Genomic DNA, 17,382 nt, shown 5'->3' with positions numbered 1-17,382 from the left:
GGCCCGTATGCCGGCCCGCCGCCCCACCACGCGGCGGCCGGCGGCGTCCCCGGTGAGCATGTCTGGCCCTCCGGCGCGGGCACGCCCGGCGGGCCGCCCGGCGCCACGGGAGCGCCCCGATGAGCGAGGTCAACCACCAGCTGGTCAAGCGGCTGCGCCAGGAGGCGGGCGACCGCCTCGCCGAGCAGCGCCGCATCGACCAGGCCAGCGGCGTCCGCCCGATGAGCAGCGAGGACGAACGCCACTACGCCCGCGCGGTGATCGCGCAGGTGCTGGAGGAGTACGTCCGCGAGGAGATAGCCTCCGGCCGCCCCCCGCTGGACGCCCAGACCGAGGAGGCGTACGCGGCGGCGGTGCACGCCGCGCTGTTCGGCGTCGGCCGCCTCCAGCCGCTGCTGGACGACCCCGAGATCGAGAACATCGACATCAACGGCTGCGACAGGGTCTTCATCGGCTACGCCGACGGCCGCGAGACGCAGGGCGAACCCGTCGCCGAGAGCGACGAGGAGCTCATCGAGCTGATCCAGATTCTCGGCGCCTACTCGGGCCTGTCCTCCCGGCCCTTCGACTCCGCCAACCCGCAGCTCGACCTGCGGCTGCCGGACGGCTCCCGGCTCTCCGCGGTGATGGACGTCACCCGCCGCCCCGCGCTGTCCATCCGGCGCGCCCGGCTGGGCAAGGTCTTCCTGGCCGACCTGGTCGGCAACGGCACCCTCACCCCGGAGATCGGCAGCTTCCTGGCCGCCGCCGTGCGGGCCCGCAAGAACATCATGATCGCCGGCTCCACCAACGCCGGGAAGACCACCCTGCTGCGCGCCCTGGCCAACGAGATCCCGCCCGAGGAGCGGCTGATCACCGTGGAGCGCGCCCTGGAGCTGGGCCTGGACGAGTTCACCGACCTGCACCCCAATGTGGTCGCCTTCGAGGAACGGCTGCCCAACTCCGAGGGCCAGGGCTACATCTCCATGGCCGAGCTGGTGCGCCGGTCGCTGCGCATGAACCCCTCCCGGGTGATCGTCGGCGAGGTGCTCGGCGACGAGATCGTCACCATGCTCAACGCCATGTCCCAGGGCAACGACGGCTCCCTCTCCACCATCCACGCCAACAGCTCGGCCGAGGTGTTCAACCGCATCTCCACCTACGCCCTCCAGGCGCAGGAGCGCCTCCCGGTCGAGGCCAGCCAGCTGCTGATCGGCGGCGCGCTCAACTTCGTGGTCTTCATCCAGCGGCGCAACAACTACGCACAGGGCGGAACCCTGAGGCGTCTGGTGACGTCCATTCGAGAGGTCAACGGTGTGGACGGACGGGTGCTGTCCAGCGAGGTCTTCGCCGAGGGACCGGACGGCGTGCCGCGCGCGTCGGCGCCGATCTCCTGTGTCGAGGAACTGATGCACTTCGGCTACCGCGGCGGATGGGGGTGAACCGAGGATGCCGGGAATGACCGGACTGCTGACCCTGGAGTTCCTCTTCAGCCTGGTCAGCGGTGTCGCCGTGGGCGGCGGCCTGGCCCTGCTGCTCGCCGCGGTGCGCGGCTTCGCGCCGAAGAGCGCCGAGGAACGGCTGCGTGCCGAGCGCCGCCGCGCCGAGATCGCCCGGTTCGCCACCCAGCGCACCATGATCGCCGTCCTGGTGGCGCTGGTGGTGCTGGTGCTGACCCGCTGGCCGATCGCCGCCGCTGCCGCCGCCCTGCTGGTCTTCACCTGGAACAAGCTGTTCGGCGGTGCCGCCGAGGAGCGGGCCGCCATGCGCCGGGTGGAGGCGCTGGCCTCCTGGACGGAGTCGCTGCGCGACACCATCGCCGGCGCGGTCGGCCTGGAGCAGGCCATCCCGGCCTCGGCCCGGGCCGCCGCCCCCGCGCTGCGCGAGCCGCTGTTCAACCTGGTGGACCGGCTGCGCTCGCGTACCCCGCTGCCCGACGCCCTCCAGGAGTTCGCCGACGAACTCGACGACTCCTCCGCCGACATCATCATCGCCTCGCTGATCCTCAACGCCCGGCTGCGCGGCCCCGGCCTGCGCGAGGTGCTGGGCGCGCTGGCCAAGTCCGCCCGCCAGGAGGTGGACATGCGGCAGCGGGTGATGGCGCAGCGTGCCTCCACCCGGCGCAGTGTGCAGATCGTGGTCGGCATCAGCCTGGCCTTCCCCGGCCTGCTGGCGCTGTTCAGCCCGGGCTTCGTGGAGCCCTACGACTCCGTGGTCGGCCAGGCCGTACTGGCCCTGGTGGCACTGCTGTTCGGCGCCGGTTTCTGGTGGATGCGCTCCCTGTCCAGGATCGAGACGCCGGAGCGGTTCATGGCCCGTCCCGAGCCGGTCCCGGTGATCCGGCCGCGCGAGCCGGGCGTCACCGGTGCGGGCCCGGTCCCGGCACCGTCCGGTGACGGTTCCGCCGCCACGGCGGCCCGGACGCCGCTGCTGCCGTGGCAGTCCCCGGTCGTGCCGGAGGGAGGCAGGGGAGCGTGAACGAGACCATCACCTTCGCGGTGTTCGCCGGCGGCCTGCTGGGCCTGGGCCTGTACGTCCTGGCCCGGGCGCTGTTCCCGGGCGAGCGCAGCCCGGTCTCGGCGGTCGCCCGGGTGGACGCGCTGCGCGCCCGCGGTTTCCATCCCGGCGGCTCGCCCTCCTCCTCCGCGGTGCCCGGGGCCGGCGGCGGGCCGCAGCAGCCGGGCCCGGTCGACCGGGCGCGCGGCCAGCTCGGCGAATGGCTGGCCGACGTCTTCCTGCGCCGCGGCTGGGAGATGCGCTCGCTGCGCGCCGACCTCGCCCTGCTGGGCCGGGACTGGGAGGGCTTCCTGGCCCAGAAGGTCCTGATGGCCGCGCTGGGCCTGGTCTTCGGGCCGTTCGTGTACGGCGCCGGTTTCATGCTGGGCTTTGTCAGCAGCCCGTTCATTCCGCTGTGGCTGGCCCTGGTCTTCGCGGCGGTCTTCTTCTTCCTGCCGGACGCCGAGGTGCGGCGGGACGCGGCGGCCAGGCGGCGGGACTTCCGCCGGGTGGTGGCCGCATATCTGGATCTGGTGGCCATGAGCCTGGCCGGCGGGCGCGGTCTGCCCGAGGCGCTGAAGGCCGCGGCGGAGGTCAGCGACGGCTGGGCGCTGCGCCGCATCCGCACCGCGCTGGCCGACGCCCGGATCACCGGACTCAGCCAGTGGCAGGCGCTGGGCCGGCTCGGCGACGAGGTCGGGGTCGAGGAACTGCGCGACCTGGCCAACTCGCTGGCGCTGGTGGCCGACGACGGCGCCAAGGTCCGGGCTTCCCTGGGCGCCCGCGCGGAGACCATGCGCAGCCGGGAGCTCGCCGAGATCGAGGGGACCGCGGGGAAGAAATCGCAGTCCATGCTGATCGCACAGCTTCTGCTGTGCCTGGGTTTTCTGGTTTTCCTGATCTTTCCGGCAGGGATGCGGGTGTTCGGCTTCTGACGCCGGTGCCCGCGTCGCGACAAGCGTGAGCGAGAGGGTAAGTGCAATGTCCAAGAGGTCCGCAGAAACAACAGGTCCGGTGCATACCGGACCGTCCCGGTTCGCGCAGTGGATGCCGGGTCTCCGTGACTCGCGCGTCGAGTACCTGACCGTGATGCTGCGCGAGCGCGTCTGCCGGGCGCGTGCCCTGGGCGCCGAGCGCGGCGCCTCCGCCCTGGAGTGGGTGGTGATCGCGGCCATCGTGGTCGGCATCGTGGCGGTGGTCGGAGGTGTCATCACCACCGCGCTCACCGACCGCGCCGACGAGGTCAGCGACTGCATCGGCACCGCGGACGGCAGCGAGGGCTCGAAGTGCTGAACGGCCGCCGTGTGCTGCGGGCCGTCCGCCGCCGGCTCGGCCTGACGGCCGACGGCGGCGGGCACGGTCCGCGCCGCGGCGGCGACTCGGGCGCCTCGGCGATCGAGTTCGTGATGCTGACCCCGGTGATGTTCTTCCTCATCTTCGGGGCGGTGCAGTTCGCCATGTTCTCCTTCGCCCAGGACGTGGCGAAGGCGGCGGCCCAGGCGGGCGCCCGCACGGCGCGCGCCGAGGCCGACGCCGATCCGGAGAACTGGCGGACGGACGCGCAGGAGAAGGCCCAGAGCTATGTGACCCAGCTGGGCTCGGGCATGTTCGACGGCAAGGTGAGGATCACCCCCTTCGGCCCGGACGACAACGTGGTCGGAGTCCGGGTCACCGGCAAGGTGCCGTCGATCCTGCCCGGTATCGACCTGACCGTGACCGCGGAGTCCCGGGGCCCCGTGGAACGGTTCGTGCCGGACGGGGGCTGACGGGACGATGGCGGACAGGGGGAGCCGGCGGGGCCGCCGCCGGGAGCGGCGTGACGCCGGTATCAGCGCCGTGGAAGTGGTGTTCATCGCACCGCTGATCATTCTGTTCATCCTGGTGCTGGTCGGCTTCGGCCAGCTGGTGGCCGGGCGCAGCGCGGTGGACGGCGCCGCCCGGGACGCGGCCCGGGCCGGCTCGCTGGAGCGGGACTCGGCCGCGGCGAAGCAGCAGGCCGAAGCGGTGGCCACCGAGCAGCTCAAGGACATCTGCAGGGGCGGCATCACGGTGGAGCCCGAGCAGAGCAGCCACCAGCCCGGCACCCTGTACACCGTCACGGTGAGCTGCGACGTGAAGGCGCTGGACCTGCTGGGCCTGCCGCTCACCGACCGGCTCTCCGGCACCTCCACCGCGCCCATCGACTTCTACCGGAGGTCCGGCAATTGACCAGGACCCCCACCGCCGCCCGGGCCGCCCGCCGTGCCGCCCCGCTCCGTGCCGCCGCCCGCCGGGACCGGGACCGCGGCTCCGGCGCCATCCTGGTCGTGCTGTTCGCCGTGGTGGTGCTGCTGCTGGCGGCCTTCGTGGTGGACGGCGGCCTGTCCATCGCCAGCCGGGAGCGCGCCGCCGACATCGCCGAGCAGGCCGCCCGGTACGCCGCCCAGGACATCGACGAGGAGGCGCTGCGCGCCGGTGACGGCTCGGTGGCGCCCATCAACATCGGCAACTGCGGGGCCCGCGTCGCGGAGTTCGTCGCCGGGATCGAGCTGACCAGTGCCGAGATCTCGGGCAGCGACTGCCGGCAGGGCGCCGGCCCCAACCAGGTCGAGGTCTTCATCGACGTCACCTACCGCCCGGTGTTCGGCGGACTCCTCTTCCAGACCCTGACGGTCACGGGCACCGCCACCGCCGAGGCCCAGACCGGCTGACCGCACCACCATCCACAGGAGCAGCACTCATGGCGCGCAGGACAGCCCCGGACAACGGGAACCGGACGCCCGTACCGGTGAGGACCGGGCGTACCCTCGGCGATGTGCTCAAGGCGGTCAGTGCCTTCCTGGCACTGGTCCTGCTGGTGTTCGGGGTGCCGCTGTCGCTCGCCTCCGCCATCGGCTGGCCGCTGCCGCGCACCATGCCCACCCTGGACATGCTCGGCGAGGAGGTCAGCACCGGGGTCTTCGTCAAGATCCTCGGTGTGCTGGTGTGGGTGGCCTGGGCGCAGTTCACCGCCTGCGTGCTGGTGGAGGTGCGGGCCGCGGTCTCCGGCGTCGGCCTGCCCCGGCGCGTTCCGGGCGGCGGGATGGGCACCCAGGCCCTGGCCCGCACACTGGTCGGCGCGGTGCTGCTGCTCAGCTCCACCGCGGCCGGCCTGACCCCCGGCCTGAACGCGGTGGGCAACGCCTTCGACCAGCCCTCCTCCGGGATGATCGTGGCCGAGGCCGAGCAGACCCCGGGGCAGGAGGCACACGCCCCGCCCGGGGTGGCCGAGGCCGAGCCGGCCATGGCGCTGCCCGACGCCGGGGGCTCGGACACCGCCGAGGCGTCCACCAAGTTCTACCGGATCCAGCCGCCGGAGGGCCGCCATCACGACACCCTGTGGGGCATCGCCGAGCGCCATCTCGGCGACGGCCTGCGCTACAAGGAGATCTACCAGCTCAACAAGGACCGGGCGCAGCCGGACGGCTCCCGGCTCACCGAGGCCAGCCTGATCCGGCCCGGCTGGATTCTGGAGATGCCGGCCGACGCCACCGGCGGCGAACTGGTCGAGATGCCCCACGACCTCGACGAGGTCACCCCGGAAGAGGCGCAGGAGCTCCGGGAGTACGGGCAGACCGGCGGCACCGGCGGGGCCGCCGGTGCCGGCCCGGACGCGGGCGCCGGCGGTCCGGAGAGCGGGCCCGCCCCCGGCCCCGACGCGGTCGGGGAGGGCAGCACCGAGCACGCCGATCTCACCGGTCCCGGGGGCACCGGCGGCGCACCGGACGGCAGCGGAGCGGGCGTCGGCGGTTTCGGCCCCGCCGAGTACACCACCGGCGGCGACGGAACCGGGGCAGCGGCGGAGGCGGAGGCCGGGCAGGGGGACTCCTCCGACCTGGGCCTGCATCTGCTGATGGGCGCCCCGCTGCTGGCCGCCGGCCTGCTCGCGGCACTGGGCCGCAGCCGCCGCAACGCCCTGTGGCAGGCCGCGGCGGGCGTGCTCAACCGCAGTGTCGGCGACGAACTGGAGCCGCCGTCCGGCGACTCCGCCGACGCCCGGGACGCCCTGCTGGCCGGTGCCGACCCGGAGGCGGTGGCCTTCCTGGACCGGGCACTGCGCGGCCTGTCCGCCGGGCTGCACGCCGAGGGCCGCACCCTGCCCCCGGTCTACGCGGCCTGGCTGAGCGGCTCCGAGCTTCATCTCCAGCTGGCCGTGTCGTACGGGGAGCCGCCCGCCCCCTGGCAGACGGGCCAGAGCGACACCTACTGGACGCTGGAGCGGGAGCGCTTCGAGGCCGCGGCCGGCGAGTCCGCCGGGCCGGACGGCGGCGCCGCCGCCCCGGACGCCGAGGCCCCCTACCCCGGCCTGGTCAGCCTCGGCACCCGCGACGGCATGCGGCTGCTGCTCAACCTGGAGGCGGTGCCCGGCATCGTCTCCGTGCTGGGCGCGGCCCGCTCCCGGGAGGCCGTGCTGTCCTCCATCGCGGCCGAACTCGCCACCAGCGGCTGGGCCGACCGGATGACCGTCACCCTGGTCGGCTTCGGCGAGGACCTCACCGTCCTGGCCCCGACCCGGGTGCGGTACCTGGAGGACGTCAACGGGCTGCTGGAGGTGATGGAGACCGAGACCGGGCTGCGGCGCGGGGCGCTCCAGCACGCCGGACACGACTCCGTCCTCACCGGACGCACCGGGCCGGCGCGGCGGCAGGGCTGGGCGCCGCACCTGGTGCTGATCGGCGCCGAGCCGACCGAGGAGCAGGCCGAGCAGCTCGGCGCCCTGGCCACCGTCTCCGCGCCGCTGGGCGTCGGCTATCTGGTCTCCTCGGCGCGGGCCGACCTGCCGGGCCTGTTCTGGGAGTTCGAGATCACCGGGGACGGGCTGCTGAAGGAGTCCGACATGGGTCTGGAGATCCGGGCCCAGATGCTGCCCGCGGCGATGCGCTCCGCCGTGGTGGAGCTGTTCGCCGACCTCGCCGCCCCGGCCGAGGGCACCGGAACCGGCACCGGCGGCACCGGAGCGGCGGGCCGCACCGGCCGGCCCTCCTTCCTGGTCGACCTCACCGCACGCGGCAAGCCCGAGGTCTACGCCGAGATGCTCGGCGGCTACGCGCTGACCGGCCTGGCCGAGCCGGAGCCCGAGCGTGCCGCCCAGCTCCGGGAGGCCCTCGCCCTGCTGCTGATCCACCGCTCCGGCGTCCACCCCCGGGTGCTGGCCTCCGCGCTGTGGCCGCGGGGTGTCTCCGAGGACGTGCAGCAGGCGTTCACCGCCCGGCTGCGGGACTGGCTGGGCAGCGACGCGGACGGCGCACCGCGCCTGGCCACCGCCGCCGACGGACGGCTCACGCTGTCCGCCAAGGTGGTCTCCGACTGGGACGTGCTGCGCACCCTGCACCACCACGCCACCGCCGGGAACCCGCTGCCGCCGCCGGCAGAGCGCAAGCGCATGCTGACGGACGCGCTCGGCCTGGCGCAGGGCACCCTGCTGGACGGCGAACGGGCCGGCGGCCGGTACGCCTGGCTGGAGCACGAGATCGTGGACGCCCAGTACCCGCTGCTGGTCGCCGAGATCGCCACCGGCCTGTCCGGGGAGCATCTCGCGGCGGGCGAGGGCGAGCAGGCGTACATGGCCGTGCGCACCGCCCTGGCCGCCGCCCCGACCGACGAGCGGCTGTGGAACGAACTGCTGCGCGCCGCCCACGCCACGGGCCGCGAGGACTGGCTGGCGGGCGCGGCCGACTGGCTGATCGCCCACCACGCGCAGCTCTTCGGCGGGCAGCAGCCGCTGCCCGCCCGGACCGAGGCGCTGCTGGACGAACTCCACCCGGCCTGGCGCAGCCGCACCGCCGTCAACTGAGTGGCGGGTCGCACCGCGCCCGTGCCCGGGCACGGGCACTCCGCCGTGCCGGTTCTGTCGTGACCGGCACGGCGGAGGCGTCGGGTGGCGCGTCCTCGGTTGCGGCGCGCGGGTTCAGCCGAAGCAGATCGGCGTCCAGTCGAAGTCGCCGCACTTCCAGCCGATGATCGGGAACCAGGCACAGGCCTGGCCCGAGATGTTGAGGCAGTAGTTGGGGCCCTGCACGCAGATGTTCAGGTTGCCCTTCGCCACGGAGTAGTTGAACTCCCGGGAGTAGCAGTAGTTCTCCGGCGAGAGGTTGATCTCCTCCTCCCAGACCGTGTAGCCGGCCACCTTGACCCAGGCCTTCAGCCGGAGGGACCAGTTCGGCGGGTTGCAGAACTGACCTTCGAAACCGGCCGAGACCACGCTGTAGAGGTTGAACTCGAAGGGCCCGAAGTTGACGCAGTCGCCTTCCGCGGACCGGGCCGGCGGGGCGTCGAGGAACTCCACCTCGTCGGCGAGTTCGGCATTGCGGACCGCCCGCTCGTAGGCGGTCTTCAGTTCACTGGCGGTGACGCGGCCCCGGCCTTCGAGGTGTTCGCTCGCGAGGGCGGCCAGCCGCTCCCAGGTGCCCGCAGGAAGCTCGGTGCTCGGTCCTTCGTCCGGGGTAGTCATTGCTGGGTCTGTCCCTTCCGCTGTCGTCCTTTTCCTTGCCTTTCTGGTCGCGTTTTCTGCGCTCGGGCGACAGCCCGCTGTCCACGGGGACAGGTGAGGATATCGGCCCGAGCGGCCGCGCAGCGGCATCCCGATACCGGGACCCCGAGGTCACGGACCGAGAAATCCCTTTGCCGCCGCATCGGTTGCGACCTACCACGTGACTACCCGCCGCAATGGACCATGTACGAAGAATTCAACATGGGTGTGCGGTTTCAACGAAGAAAACGGGACCAAGTGATTCACTGCGAGTAATTGATAAATCTCGCTCGGAACCGGATCTTGCAGCGATTCGTTCATCGCCGTTCATGGCGGTCCGTCACCCCGGGGGCGCGCATCGGTGCCGTGCAGGCCGTGCAGGCCGTGCGGGCCGGCGGCAGGCGTGCATGCGAGCCGGGTGCCGGTGCCCCCGGCCCGGGACGTACCCGCACAGGAGAAGCGCTGCGGCGGAAAGGGCTCCCTCCCGCGGGAGGAGAGAGTACCGGGAAGGGCGGGGGACGGGTCAGCCCGTGGCGAGGAACTGGGTGGCGGCCAGCTCCGCGTACAGTGGGTCGGCCGTCACCAGCTCCGCGTGGCTGCCCACCGCCCGGACCTCGCCCGCGTCCATCACCACGATCCGGTCCGCCATGGTCACCGTCGACAGGCGGTGCGCCACGACCAGGACGGTGGTCCGGCGCGCGATGTCCGCCACCGTGTCCCGCAGCGCCGCCTCGTTGACCGCGTCGAGCTGGCTGGTCGCCTCGTCCAGCAGCAGCAGCCGCGGCCTGCGCAGCAGTGCGCGGGCGATCGCCACCCGCTGGCGTTCCCCGCCGGAGAGCTTGGTCCCCCGGTGCCCGACCATCGTCTCCAGCCCGTCCGGCAGCCGGGCCACCAGACCGTCCAGCCGCGCCGTGCGCAGCACGTCCGCCAGCCGTTCCGCGTCGGCGTCCGGGGCCCCCATCACCAGGTTCTCCCGCAGCGTGCCGGACAGCACCGGCGCATCCTGCTCGACGTACCCGATGGCCGCGCGGAGCTGCGGCGTCTCCCACTCCCGGACGTCCCGGCCGTCCAGCAGCACCCGCCCGGACGTGGCGTCGTAGAACCGCTCGATCAGCGAGAACACCGTGGTCTTGCCCGCACCGGACGGACCCACGAAGGCCGTCATGCCCCGCGGCGGGATGGCGAAGCTCACCCCCCGGTGCACCTCCGGCTGGTCCGGCGCGTAGCGGAAGCGCACCTCCTCGAAGACCAGCCCGGCCGGTTCCGCCCCCGTGGCGGGCAGCGGCGCCGGCGGGTAATCCGGCTCCGACTCCAGCCTCAGCGCCTCCTGGATGCGGCTCACCGCCGCCGACCCGAGCTGGTACTGCGCGATCGCCTGCACAAGCTGCTGGATCGGCGCCATCAGATAGAACACGTAGAGCAGGAACGCCACCAGCGTCGCCACGTCGATGGCCCCGGTGGCCACCCGCGCCCCGCCGAAGCCCAGCACGGTGATGAACGCCACCTGCATGGACAGCCCGGCGGTGTTGCCCGCCAGCGCCGACCACTTGGCGGCCCGGACCGACTGCCGCCACGAGTCCTGCGCCGCCTCGTGGACGGCCTCCTCCTCGCGGTGCTCGGCGCCGGACGCCTTCACCGTGCGCAGCGCGCCGAGGATGCGCTCCAGCGAGGCGCCCATCAGGCCGACCGACTCCTGTGCCTTGCGGCTGGCCCGGCGGATGCGCGGCACGATCAGCCCGATGACGGCCGCCGCCAGCCCCACCACGGCCACCGTCACGCCCAGCAGCGCCGGGTCGACGATCGCCATCATCACCAGCGTGGCGAACAGGGTCAGCGCGCTGGTCGCCAGCCCCACCAGGGAGTCGGTGGTCACCGCCTTCAGCAGGGTGGTGTCCGAGGACACCCGGGCCATGAGATCTCCCGGTTCGGAGCGGTCCACCGCCGAGATCCGCAGCCGCAGCAGATGGGACACCAGCCCCTTGCGGGCGGTGAGCACCACCGACTCGGCGGTGCGCTGCAGCACATACGCCCCCAGCGCGCCGATCCCGGCGTTCGCCACCACCAGCAGGCTCATCAGCAGCAGTGCCCCGCCGATGGCCTCGTCCGCCGAGAGGTTGTTGATGAGCTCACGGGCGACCAGCGGCAGCGCCAGCCCGGTGGCCCCGGTGACCAGGGACAGCAGCGCCCCGAGCAGCAGCGTCATCCGGTACGGCCGCACGTACTCCAGCAGCACCCGCCAGGCCGGCGGATCGTCCGCCCCGGCCTCCGCCCCCGGCTCTCTTCCGGCCTCCGGGTCCAGCTCCGATTCCCGTTCGCTCACCTCAACGGCCACGGCACGCTCCTTCGTCTCGTCCCCTGAGACGCGAACCTCCCCCGGCCGGGTTGAATTCCTCCTCACTGCACCCACCCGGCGAAGCTTCTCCCCATCTCCCCGCCCACCGCCACAACCGGCGCCGGCCGCGTGCGGATCCCTCACCGCCGGAGCCGCTCCGGCGCCGGACCGGCTCCGGAGGGTGCAGGACGACGTCTCACTGCTGATGTCTCCCCCGGCAACCCTCCGGCGAATGCCAACGAATCGGACGGACTGCGGCCCCGGGTCCCCGGAGGGCCACGGCGCCGCGCGGAGGCACCAAGCGGCTGCCGCCCCGGCCGGGGGAGGGCCGAACTCCCGCCCCTCCACGCGGTGATCCCCCGTCCCGACCCGGTCCCGGTCCCGGGGGGAGCGGCGCAGCGGCGGACGCCCGCCGGTGGCGAGCGGTCCGCGGAACCTGGCCGAAACCCGCCGCCCCACGGTGCGGCCGTGGAGCGGCCGGGGCAGCGCAGGGCCGTCGGGCGCCGGCGCCGCCGGGGAGTGCGACCGTGCCGGAGAGGCTGGCGGGGATCACCGCCGCGCCCACGCCGGTGGGTGTCGCCGCTTCGCTCCCGGGGTCGTATCCTTCCCTGGGGCTCCCTGAACGCGACGCCTCGCGGGGAGTGCCGGGGAAGAGTACGACCACGGGGGCGAGGGACGGAAGGGGCGCGGGAGTGGAGCGGGACGGACGGTTGTACACCGTCGACCAGGTGGCCGGGCTGCTCGGGCTGCACGCGAAGACGGTGCGCGGCTACGTCCGGGACGGGCGGCTGAAGGCCGCCCGGTTCGGGAAGCGGTACCGGATCACGGCCGGGGATCTGGCCGAGTTCACCGGCCGGCCGCTGCCCGCCTCCGCCCCCGCGGAGCGCGAGGGCGGCGCGAACCCCGCGCGGCGCGCCGCCGCGACCACGATCGTGCAGATCGACGCGGCGGCCCCGGAGACGGCGCACCGGATCAGCACCGTGCTCGGCGCCGCCATGACCGCGCCCGAGCGGGACCGGAGCGAGGGCCCATTGCGCATTGAGACGGTCTACGACGAGGAGCGCGCCGAGCTGAAGGTGATCCTGTTCGGCGGCCTGGAACGGGTCGCGGGCGTGCTGAGGATTCTGGGCGCGGTAGTGGAGGACGCACATGGGTGAGAGCACCAGCGCCGTTGTCGAGCGGATGGGCGGGATCGGCGTGCTGCTGTGCCCGGACGAGGGACCGGTGCTGCGCGGCGACCGCGGAGCGCTGGACGTCATCGGCGACGCGTTCGGGGCGGGCGCGGCCTGGGCCGCGGTGCCCGTGGAACGCCTGCACCCGGACTTCTTCCGGCTCCGGACGGGCGTGGCCGGGGAGTTCGTGCAGAAGTTCGCCCAGTACGGCGTCGGGCTGGCCGTGGTGGGGGACATCGCGGCGCAGGTCGATTCCAGCGACGCCCTGCGCGACCTGATCCGGGAGAGCAACCGCGGCAACGGCTTCTGGTTCGTGACAGATCTGGACGAACTGCGCGCGCGGATGAACCGCGGCAAGCCCGCGGCCGACGCCGGGGGAACGGAAGATGACCGCTAACACTACTTCGCCGTACCGCACTTGGGGGCGCCCATCCGTGGGTAGAGCATGGCCATGCTGTCCCTTCCGTGCCGTGCGGGCGAGTTGCGCGCCCTGTTCGGACGTCTCGGCTACCTGCGGCTGCCGGGGCTGCTGACCGACGAAGGGCTGGCGGCGCTGCGCGCGGAGTTCGACCGGCTGGAGAGACTGACGGTGCGCGCCGAGCGCCGCCGCTCACTGCTGGACGGGCGGCTCATCGCCCGGGAGTCCCCGCTGATCGACCGCCTGTACGCCGATCCGGACCTGCTGTCCTGCCTGCGCGAGCTCTCCGGCCTGGACGCCGCCGCGCTGCCGGAGCCCGACGCCCGGCACGTCCTCGACGTCCTGCACGAGCGCGACGACGCGCATCCCCCGCACACCGACGGCCACCCCCTGGTGCTCGTCCTCTTCCTCCAGGCCCCGGCCGCGCCGCAGGACGGCGGCCTCCTGGAGTACGTACCGCCGCCGGCCGGCGACGGGACCGCCGCGCGAGCCGGGCAGGTGCTGCGGGCGCACCATGCGCCGGGCGACGGCTACCTGCTGCGCGGTGACCTCACCGTGCACCGGGTGACGCCGCTGCGGCGTTCCGGGGTGCGGCGGGCGGTGCTCAGCTTCGCCTACGCCGCCCGGGAGCGGCAGCTGATCGGCGGGCCGGCCACGGCGGCCGGCGGGCGGGCGGGCCGTCCCTCCGGGCCGGGGCCGCGCCCCTGAGACGCGGCCGGGGCCCGGTCTACCGGCGCGGGCCGTCGGGGTCCGTGCGCGGGCAGAAGCGCCGCGCGTCCCCCGGGTCCGTGGTGCAGCGCACCGGCGCGGTGCCGGTCAGCTCGCGCAGCACGGCGCGGGTGCCCTCGAGTTCCTGTATCCGCTGCTCGACCTGGCGCAGCTGGTCGCGCAGCCGCCCGTGCGCGTGCTCGCAGGGCGGCCTGCCGTCCTCGCGCAGCCGGAGCATGTCCCGTATCTCGGCCAGGCTGAAGCCGGCCCCCTGCGCCCGGCGGATGAACACCAGCCGGTCCGCGGCCTCCGGGGGATAGTCCCGGTAGCCGGACGGCGTGCGCGGCGGCTCGGGCAGCAGCCCGGCCTTCTCGTAGAACCGCACCGTCTTGGGGCTGACCCCGGCGGCGTGGGCCAGTGAACCTATCCGCATGTCCCCACCCTCGGCAGAAAACCTTCCACCTCCACGGTTCCCCCTCCCCATCCGTGCCCTCCGCCAATCACCCCGCCCCGGCACCGCCCGGCACCGCCCGGGCCGCTGCGGCCGGCTCCGGGCATTCTTCTGCCGCGGTTCCCGGGCAGGTTCCGGTCAGGTCCGGGTTCCGGCTGCGCTGCGGTCCCGGGCCCGGCGGCGGGCGTGGCGGGTGGCGGCGGTGAGCGCGGCGGTGGCGGCGAGCAGGACGGCCAGGGCGGCGGTGACCCGCCACGGGCCGAGGTCGTCGAGCAGCCGGGTCAGGTCGCCCTGGACGCCGGTGGCCCAGCGGATCACCGGGTCGTTCCCGGCCGGTTCGCCGCGGAGCAGCCGGATCTCGTACCAGCCGTAGTAGGTGACGTAGCCGCCGGCCGCCAGCAGCAGGGCGCCGGACAGGCGGGTGACGTAGGGCAGGGCCCGGCGGAGCCGGGCGGCCACCGCCTGGCGGGACAGCGCCGCGCCCAGGGTGAGGACCCCGACCACGGCGCCCATTCCCCCGGCGTAGGCCAGGAAGACGGTGAGGACGCCCGGCACGCTGCTGCCGCGGAAGGCGGTGGCGGTGATGGCGAGGAACGGCCCGACCGTGCAGGAGAGCGACGCGACGGCGTAGGAGACGCCGAACAGGGCCATGCCGCCCGCGGATTCCGCCGGGTTGCGGCCGGCCGGGCCCGCCTTGGGCAGCGGCACCTTCAGCTCCCGGCCGGACAGCAGCCAGCCCCCGGTGACCAGCAGCAGGATGCCGATCACCACCGTCACCCGGGGCAGCCACCGCTCGACCGACAGCGCGAGCGGCGAGACCACCAGGCCGAAGGCCCCGAAGACCAGGGTGAATCCGGCCGTCATGGCGCAGGTGGCCACGGCCGCGCGGCGGAGCGCGCCCGCCCGGCCGCCGTCGTCCCGCTCCCCGTCACCGCCGCCGCTGACGAACAGGCCGAGGTAGGCGGGCAGCAGGGCGAAGCCGCAGGGATTGACCGCGGCCAGCATTCCGGCCGTGAACGCCAGGGCGAACGGAACGCCGTCCATGCCGTCTCCTCCCCCTTCCTCCTCTCCGCCCGGCCTACTGCCCGGCGAGTTCGGAGAGCCGGTTGTCCAGTTCCTGTTCGTTCAGGGAGCCGGGGACCACCTCCACGCTGCCGCCCTTGGAGACGAAGGCGAAGGCCGGCTGGGACGCCACCCCGAATCCGGCCCACAGCGAGCCGTCCAGATCCCGGGCGTGCGTGAAGCCGTCCAGGCCGAAGGTGTTGACGAAGGTCTCGTCCTGGGATTCGTCGCCGTGCCCGGCGACGCCCACGAAGGTCACCTCGTCGCCCCACTCCTCGTGCGCGGCCTTGATGCCGGGCGCCTCGCCCTGGCAGACCGGGCACCAGGGCGCCCAGAACCACAGCACCGCGGGGGAGCCGGCCAGGGCGGAGGCGTCGAACTCCCCGCCGCCCACGGCCGGCGCGGTCCAGCGCAACTCCTCCGGCACGGTGGCGCCGCCCTGGTCCTCCCCGGTGCCTTCGGCGGGCCCGGTGTCCTCCGGCGTGGCGCCGGGGGTGCCGTCGGGGGCGGGCTCCTGGTCCCCGGCGGGCGTGCCGCCGCCGGCGTCCGGCTCCTGATCACCGGAGCCGCTGCCGCACGCGGTCAGCAGGAGGGCCGCCACGGCGGCCCCGGCCGCGAGCAGGCCGGTCCGGCGGCGCGGATCAGTCATCGTCGTCCCTTCGTCCGGGCCCGTGGCGCCGCCGGCCGGATCTGCCGTTTCCGCCACGGGAGTGATGTCACTCCAGTAACCCCCGGCGGACGCCCGCCCGCGGCGGCGACGGGCAGGACGTCAGAGTTCCGTCAGACATCCGTGCCCCTGCCGTGACCTCCACGGCGGTGCCCCGGGGTTGGGGAGCGGCTCCTGAGGGTACGCGGACGGCCCGTGCCCGGAGGAGGAATGCGCGAATGACGAGCAGACCGCGACGGCACCGCGTGCCGCGAAACGGGAGCGGCGGGCCGTGAGCGACGGCAGCACCGCCGCTCTGCTGCTGCTGGGCGTGGCGCTGGCGGCGGTGGGCGCCGTGTACGGGGCGGCCCTGCTGCTGCGGGTGCCGGGGCAGCCGCAGCAGGCCCGGCCGTTCGGTTCCGGCCTGGAGCCGGCCGAACATGCGGTGAGCCGCTTCCACATCCGCTGGTACGCGGTGACCATGCTCTTTCTCGCCTTCGACATGGAGATGGTCTTCATGTACCCGTGGACCCGGATCGTCCCGGCGATGGGTCCCGGCGCGGTGATCGAGATGTTCCTCTTCCTGGGCGTGCTGCTGGCGGGGGTGGTCTACGCCTGGCGGGAGGGGGCGCTGCGGTGGACCTGAGGGGAGTGCTGCTGCGGGCCGCGGCGGCGCGGCCCGCCGTGCTGCTGCTGCCGATGCCGGGCGGGACGCCGGTGCGGCTGGCCGCCGAGCGGGAGCTGCGCCGCAGGGATCTGCCGGTGGCGCTCACCCCGGCGGCGGCCGATGTGGTGCTGGTGGCCGGGCCCGTCGGCCATCCGGTGCTGCGGGCGGCGGTGGACCGGCTGTGGCGGGACACCCCGGCGCCGCGGGTGCGCGTGCAGGCGCGGACCGCGGGGGAGGTGGCGGAGGTCGTCGAGACGGCCCGGTCCCGGCTGGCCGACCCGGCCGCGTGGCAGGAGGAGCCCCGGCCGCAGGGAGTCCCGAGCGGTGAGAGCGGCGAGGGCCCCGGGAAGCAGCGGGGGCACGGTGACGGTGACGGAGACGGCGGTCAGGGGCGTCAGCAACATCAGCAACACCAGGAGCACCAGGAGAACCAGGAGCAGCAGGAGCAGCAGGGGCAGCAGGGGCACCAGGGGCACCAGGGGCAGCAGGGGCAGGAGGGGCACGGGCGGGGTGAAGGCGGGGGCCGGGAGGGCCACGGCGGGCACGAGCAGCATGGCGGGCACGAGCAGCATGAGGGGCACGAGGACCACGGGGGGCACGGGGGGATGGAGATGCCCGCGGGGCTGCCGATGGCGGAGACCGGGCCGGACCGGGACGGGCTGGCCCTGGACCGGCTGCACGTCCCCCTCGGGCCGCTGCTCAGCGACTGGCCCCCCGGCCTCGTCCTCCGCCTCACCCTCCAGGGCGACGTGATCCAGCATGCCGAGGCGGACGTCTCGGCGCTCCGCGGGACACCCCTGCCCGGCCCGCCGTTCTGGTCCCGGCCATGGGCACGCGCCGCGGCCGGGGCCCCGGTCTCCGTCGGCGAGGCCGCCCGCCACCGGGCCGCCGCCCGGCTGGACGGCCTGGGCCGGCTGCTGTCCGTGGCCGGCTGGCCCGCCATGACGACCGCCGCCCGGCGGCT

Annotated in this window: 18 protein-coding genes; 13 read left to right on the top strand and 5 right to left on the bottom strand. The window is 74.2% G+C overall.

The genetic code is table 11. From position 1 onward, the window contains the following. Positions 1-119: 119 nt before the first annotated feature. From GQS09_RS19970 to GQS09_RS19940, 8 genes are all read left to right on the top strand, one after another. Entirely contained in the window at positions 120-1,421 is a 1,302-nt protein-coding gene (locus GQS09_RS19970) for a CpaF family protein (RefSeq protein ID WP_165988214.1), read from the top strand. A gap of 16 nt (positions 1,422-1,437) precedes the next feature. Continuing rightward, complete coding sequence (locus GQS09_RS19965; RefSeq protein WP_165988212.1) at positions 1,438-2,457, top strand: type II secretion system F family protein; 1,020 nt, start codon at positions 1,438-1,440, stop codon at positions 2,455-2,457. Beyond that, positions 2,454-3,410 carry a type II secretion system F family protein gene (locus GQS09_RS19960; RefSeq protein ID WP_165988210.1) on the top strand — a complete coding sequence of 319 codons (957 nt, stop codon included), beginning with the start codon at positions 2,454-2,456 and terminating at the stop codon, positions 3,408-3,410. Before GQS09_RS19965 ends, GQS09_RS19960 begins: the two co-directional genes overlap by 4 nt. Before the next feature lie 79 nt (positions 3,411-3,489). Continuing rightward, positions 3,490-3,768, top strand: coding sequence for a hypothetical protein (locus GQS09_RS29715; RefSeq protein WP_313896231.1), 279 nt, complete (start codon positions 3,490-3,492; stop codon positions 3,766-3,768). Further along, positions 3,762-4,241 (top strand): pilus assembly protein, encoded by a 480-nt coding sequence (locus GQS09_RS29710; protein WP_313896230.1) that lies wholly within the window; start codon positions 3,762-3,764, stop codon positions 4,239-4,241. Before GQS09_RS29715 ends, GQS09_RS29710 begins: the two co-directional genes overlap by 7 nt. A gap of 70 nt (positions 4,242-4,311) precedes the next feature. Then, positions 4,312-4,683, top strand: coding sequence for a TadE/TadG family type IV pilus assembly protein (locus tag GQS09_RS19950; protein ID WP_313896229.1), 372 nt, complete (start codon positions 4,312-4,314; stop codon positions 4,681-4,683). After that, the gene (locus GQS09_RS19945) at positions 4,680-5,165 is read left to right on the top strand and encodes a pilus assembly protein TadG-related protein (RefSeq protein WP_165988203.1); all 486 of its coding nucleotides are present in this window, start codon (positions 4,680-4,682) and stop codon (positions 5,163-5,165) included. Before GQS09_RS19950 ends, GQS09_RS19945 begins: the two co-directional genes overlap by 4 nt. Before the next feature lie 29 nt (positions 5,166-5,194). Next, on the top strand, positions 5,195-8,287 hold the full coding sequence (locus tag GQS09_RS19940) for a BTAD domain-containing putative transcriptional regulator (RefSeq protein WP_165988201.1): 3,093 nt from the start codon (positions 5,195-5,197) through the stop codon (positions 8,285-8,287). Between the two features lie 114 nt (positions 8,288-8,401). Here GQS09_RS19940 and GQS09_RS19935 read toward each other — a convergent pair whose 3' ends face one another. Next, positions 8,402-8,944, bottom strand: a complete 543-nt coding sequence (locus GQS09_RS19935) for a hypothetical protein (RefSeq protein WP_165988199.1) — start codon at positions 8,942-8,944, stop codon at positions 8,402-8,404. 541 nt (positions 8,945-9,485) lie between these two features. Then, complete coding sequence (locus GQS09_RS19930) at positions 9,486-11,261, bottom strand: ABC transporter ATP-binding protein (RefSeq protein ID WP_243761590.1); 1,776 nt, start codon at positions 11,259-11,261, stop codon at positions 9,486-9,488. A 725-nt stretch (positions 11,262-11,986) separates the two neighbouring features. Here GQS09_RS19930 and GQS09_RS19925 point away from each other — a divergent pair. From GQS09_RS19925 to GQS09_RS19915, 3 genes are read left to right on the top strand one after another with little or no spacing between them, the layout of a single operon-like run. After that, positions 11,987-12,451 (top strand): helix-turn-helix domain-containing protein, encoded by a 465-nt coding sequence (locus GQS09_RS19925; protein ID WP_165988197.1) that lies wholly within the window; start codon positions 11,987-11,989, stop codon positions 12,449-12,451. Beyond that, entirely contained in the window at positions 12,444-12,863 is a 420-nt protein-coding gene (locus GQS09_RS19920; protein WP_165988195.1) for a DUF4180 domain-containing protein, read from the top strand. The genes GQS09_RS19925 and GQS09_RS19920 overlap by 8 nt, the downstream gene beginning before the upstream one ends. Positions 12,864-12,917: 54 nt before the next feature. Further along, the gene (locus GQS09_RS19915) at positions 12,918-13,592 is read left to right on the top strand and encodes a hypothetical protein (protein ID WP_165988193.1); all 675 of its coding nucleotides are present in this window, start codon (positions 12,918-12,920) and stop codon (positions 13,590-13,592) included. A gap of 19 nt (positions 13,593-13,611) precedes the next feature. Here GQS09_RS19915 and GQS09_RS19910 read toward each other — a convergent pair whose 3' ends face one another. The 3 genes from GQS09_RS19910 to GQS09_RS19900 all read right to left on the bottom strand — a co-directional run bounded on the left by GQS09_RS19910 (position 13,612) and on the right by GQS09_RS19900 (position 15,754). Beyond that, a complete protein-coding gene (locus GQS09_RS19910) occupies positions 13,612-14,025 on the bottom strand; it encodes a heavy metal-responsive transcriptional regulator (protein WP_165988191.1) in 414 nt (137 codons plus the stop codon). Positions 14,026-14,181: 156 nt separating this feature from the next. Next, positions 14,182-15,087 (bottom strand): cytochrome c biogenesis CcdA family protein, encoded by a 906-nt coding sequence (locus tag GQS09_RS19905; RefSeq protein WP_165988189.1) that lies wholly within the window; start codon positions 15,085-15,087, stop codon positions 14,182-14,184. Between the two features lie 34 nt (positions 15,088-15,121). After that, positions 15,122-15,754, bottom strand: a complete 633-nt coding sequence (locus tag GQS09_RS19900) for a redoxin domain-containing protein (protein WP_165988186.1) — start codon at positions 15,752-15,754, stop codon at positions 15,122-15,124. 352 nt (positions 15,755-16,106) lie between these two features. On the opposite strand from GQS09_RS19900, the gene GQS09_RS19895 reads away from it, so the two are divergent. After that, positions 16,107-16,397 (top strand): NADH-quinone oxidoreductase subunit A, encoded by a 291-nt coding sequence (locus GQS09_RS19895; RefSeq protein WP_399552566.1) that lies wholly within the window; start codon positions 16,107-16,109, stop codon positions 16,395-16,397. Further along, positions 16,388-17,382, top strand: a 995-nt coding sequence (locus GQS09_RS19890) for a hypothetical protein (protein ID WP_165988182.1), incomplete at its 3' end; no start/stop codon positions are given. The genes GQS09_RS19895 and GQS09_RS19890, both read left to right, overlap by 10 nt.

Origin of the sequence: Streptomyces sp. YIM 98790, from assembly GCF_011421595.1 — a bacterium.
Taxonomy (GTDB): domain Bacteria; phylum Actinomycetota; class Actinomycetes; order Streptomycetales; family Streptomycetaceae; genus Streptomyces.
This window is presented reverse-complemented; position numbering and strand designations above follow the sequence as displayed.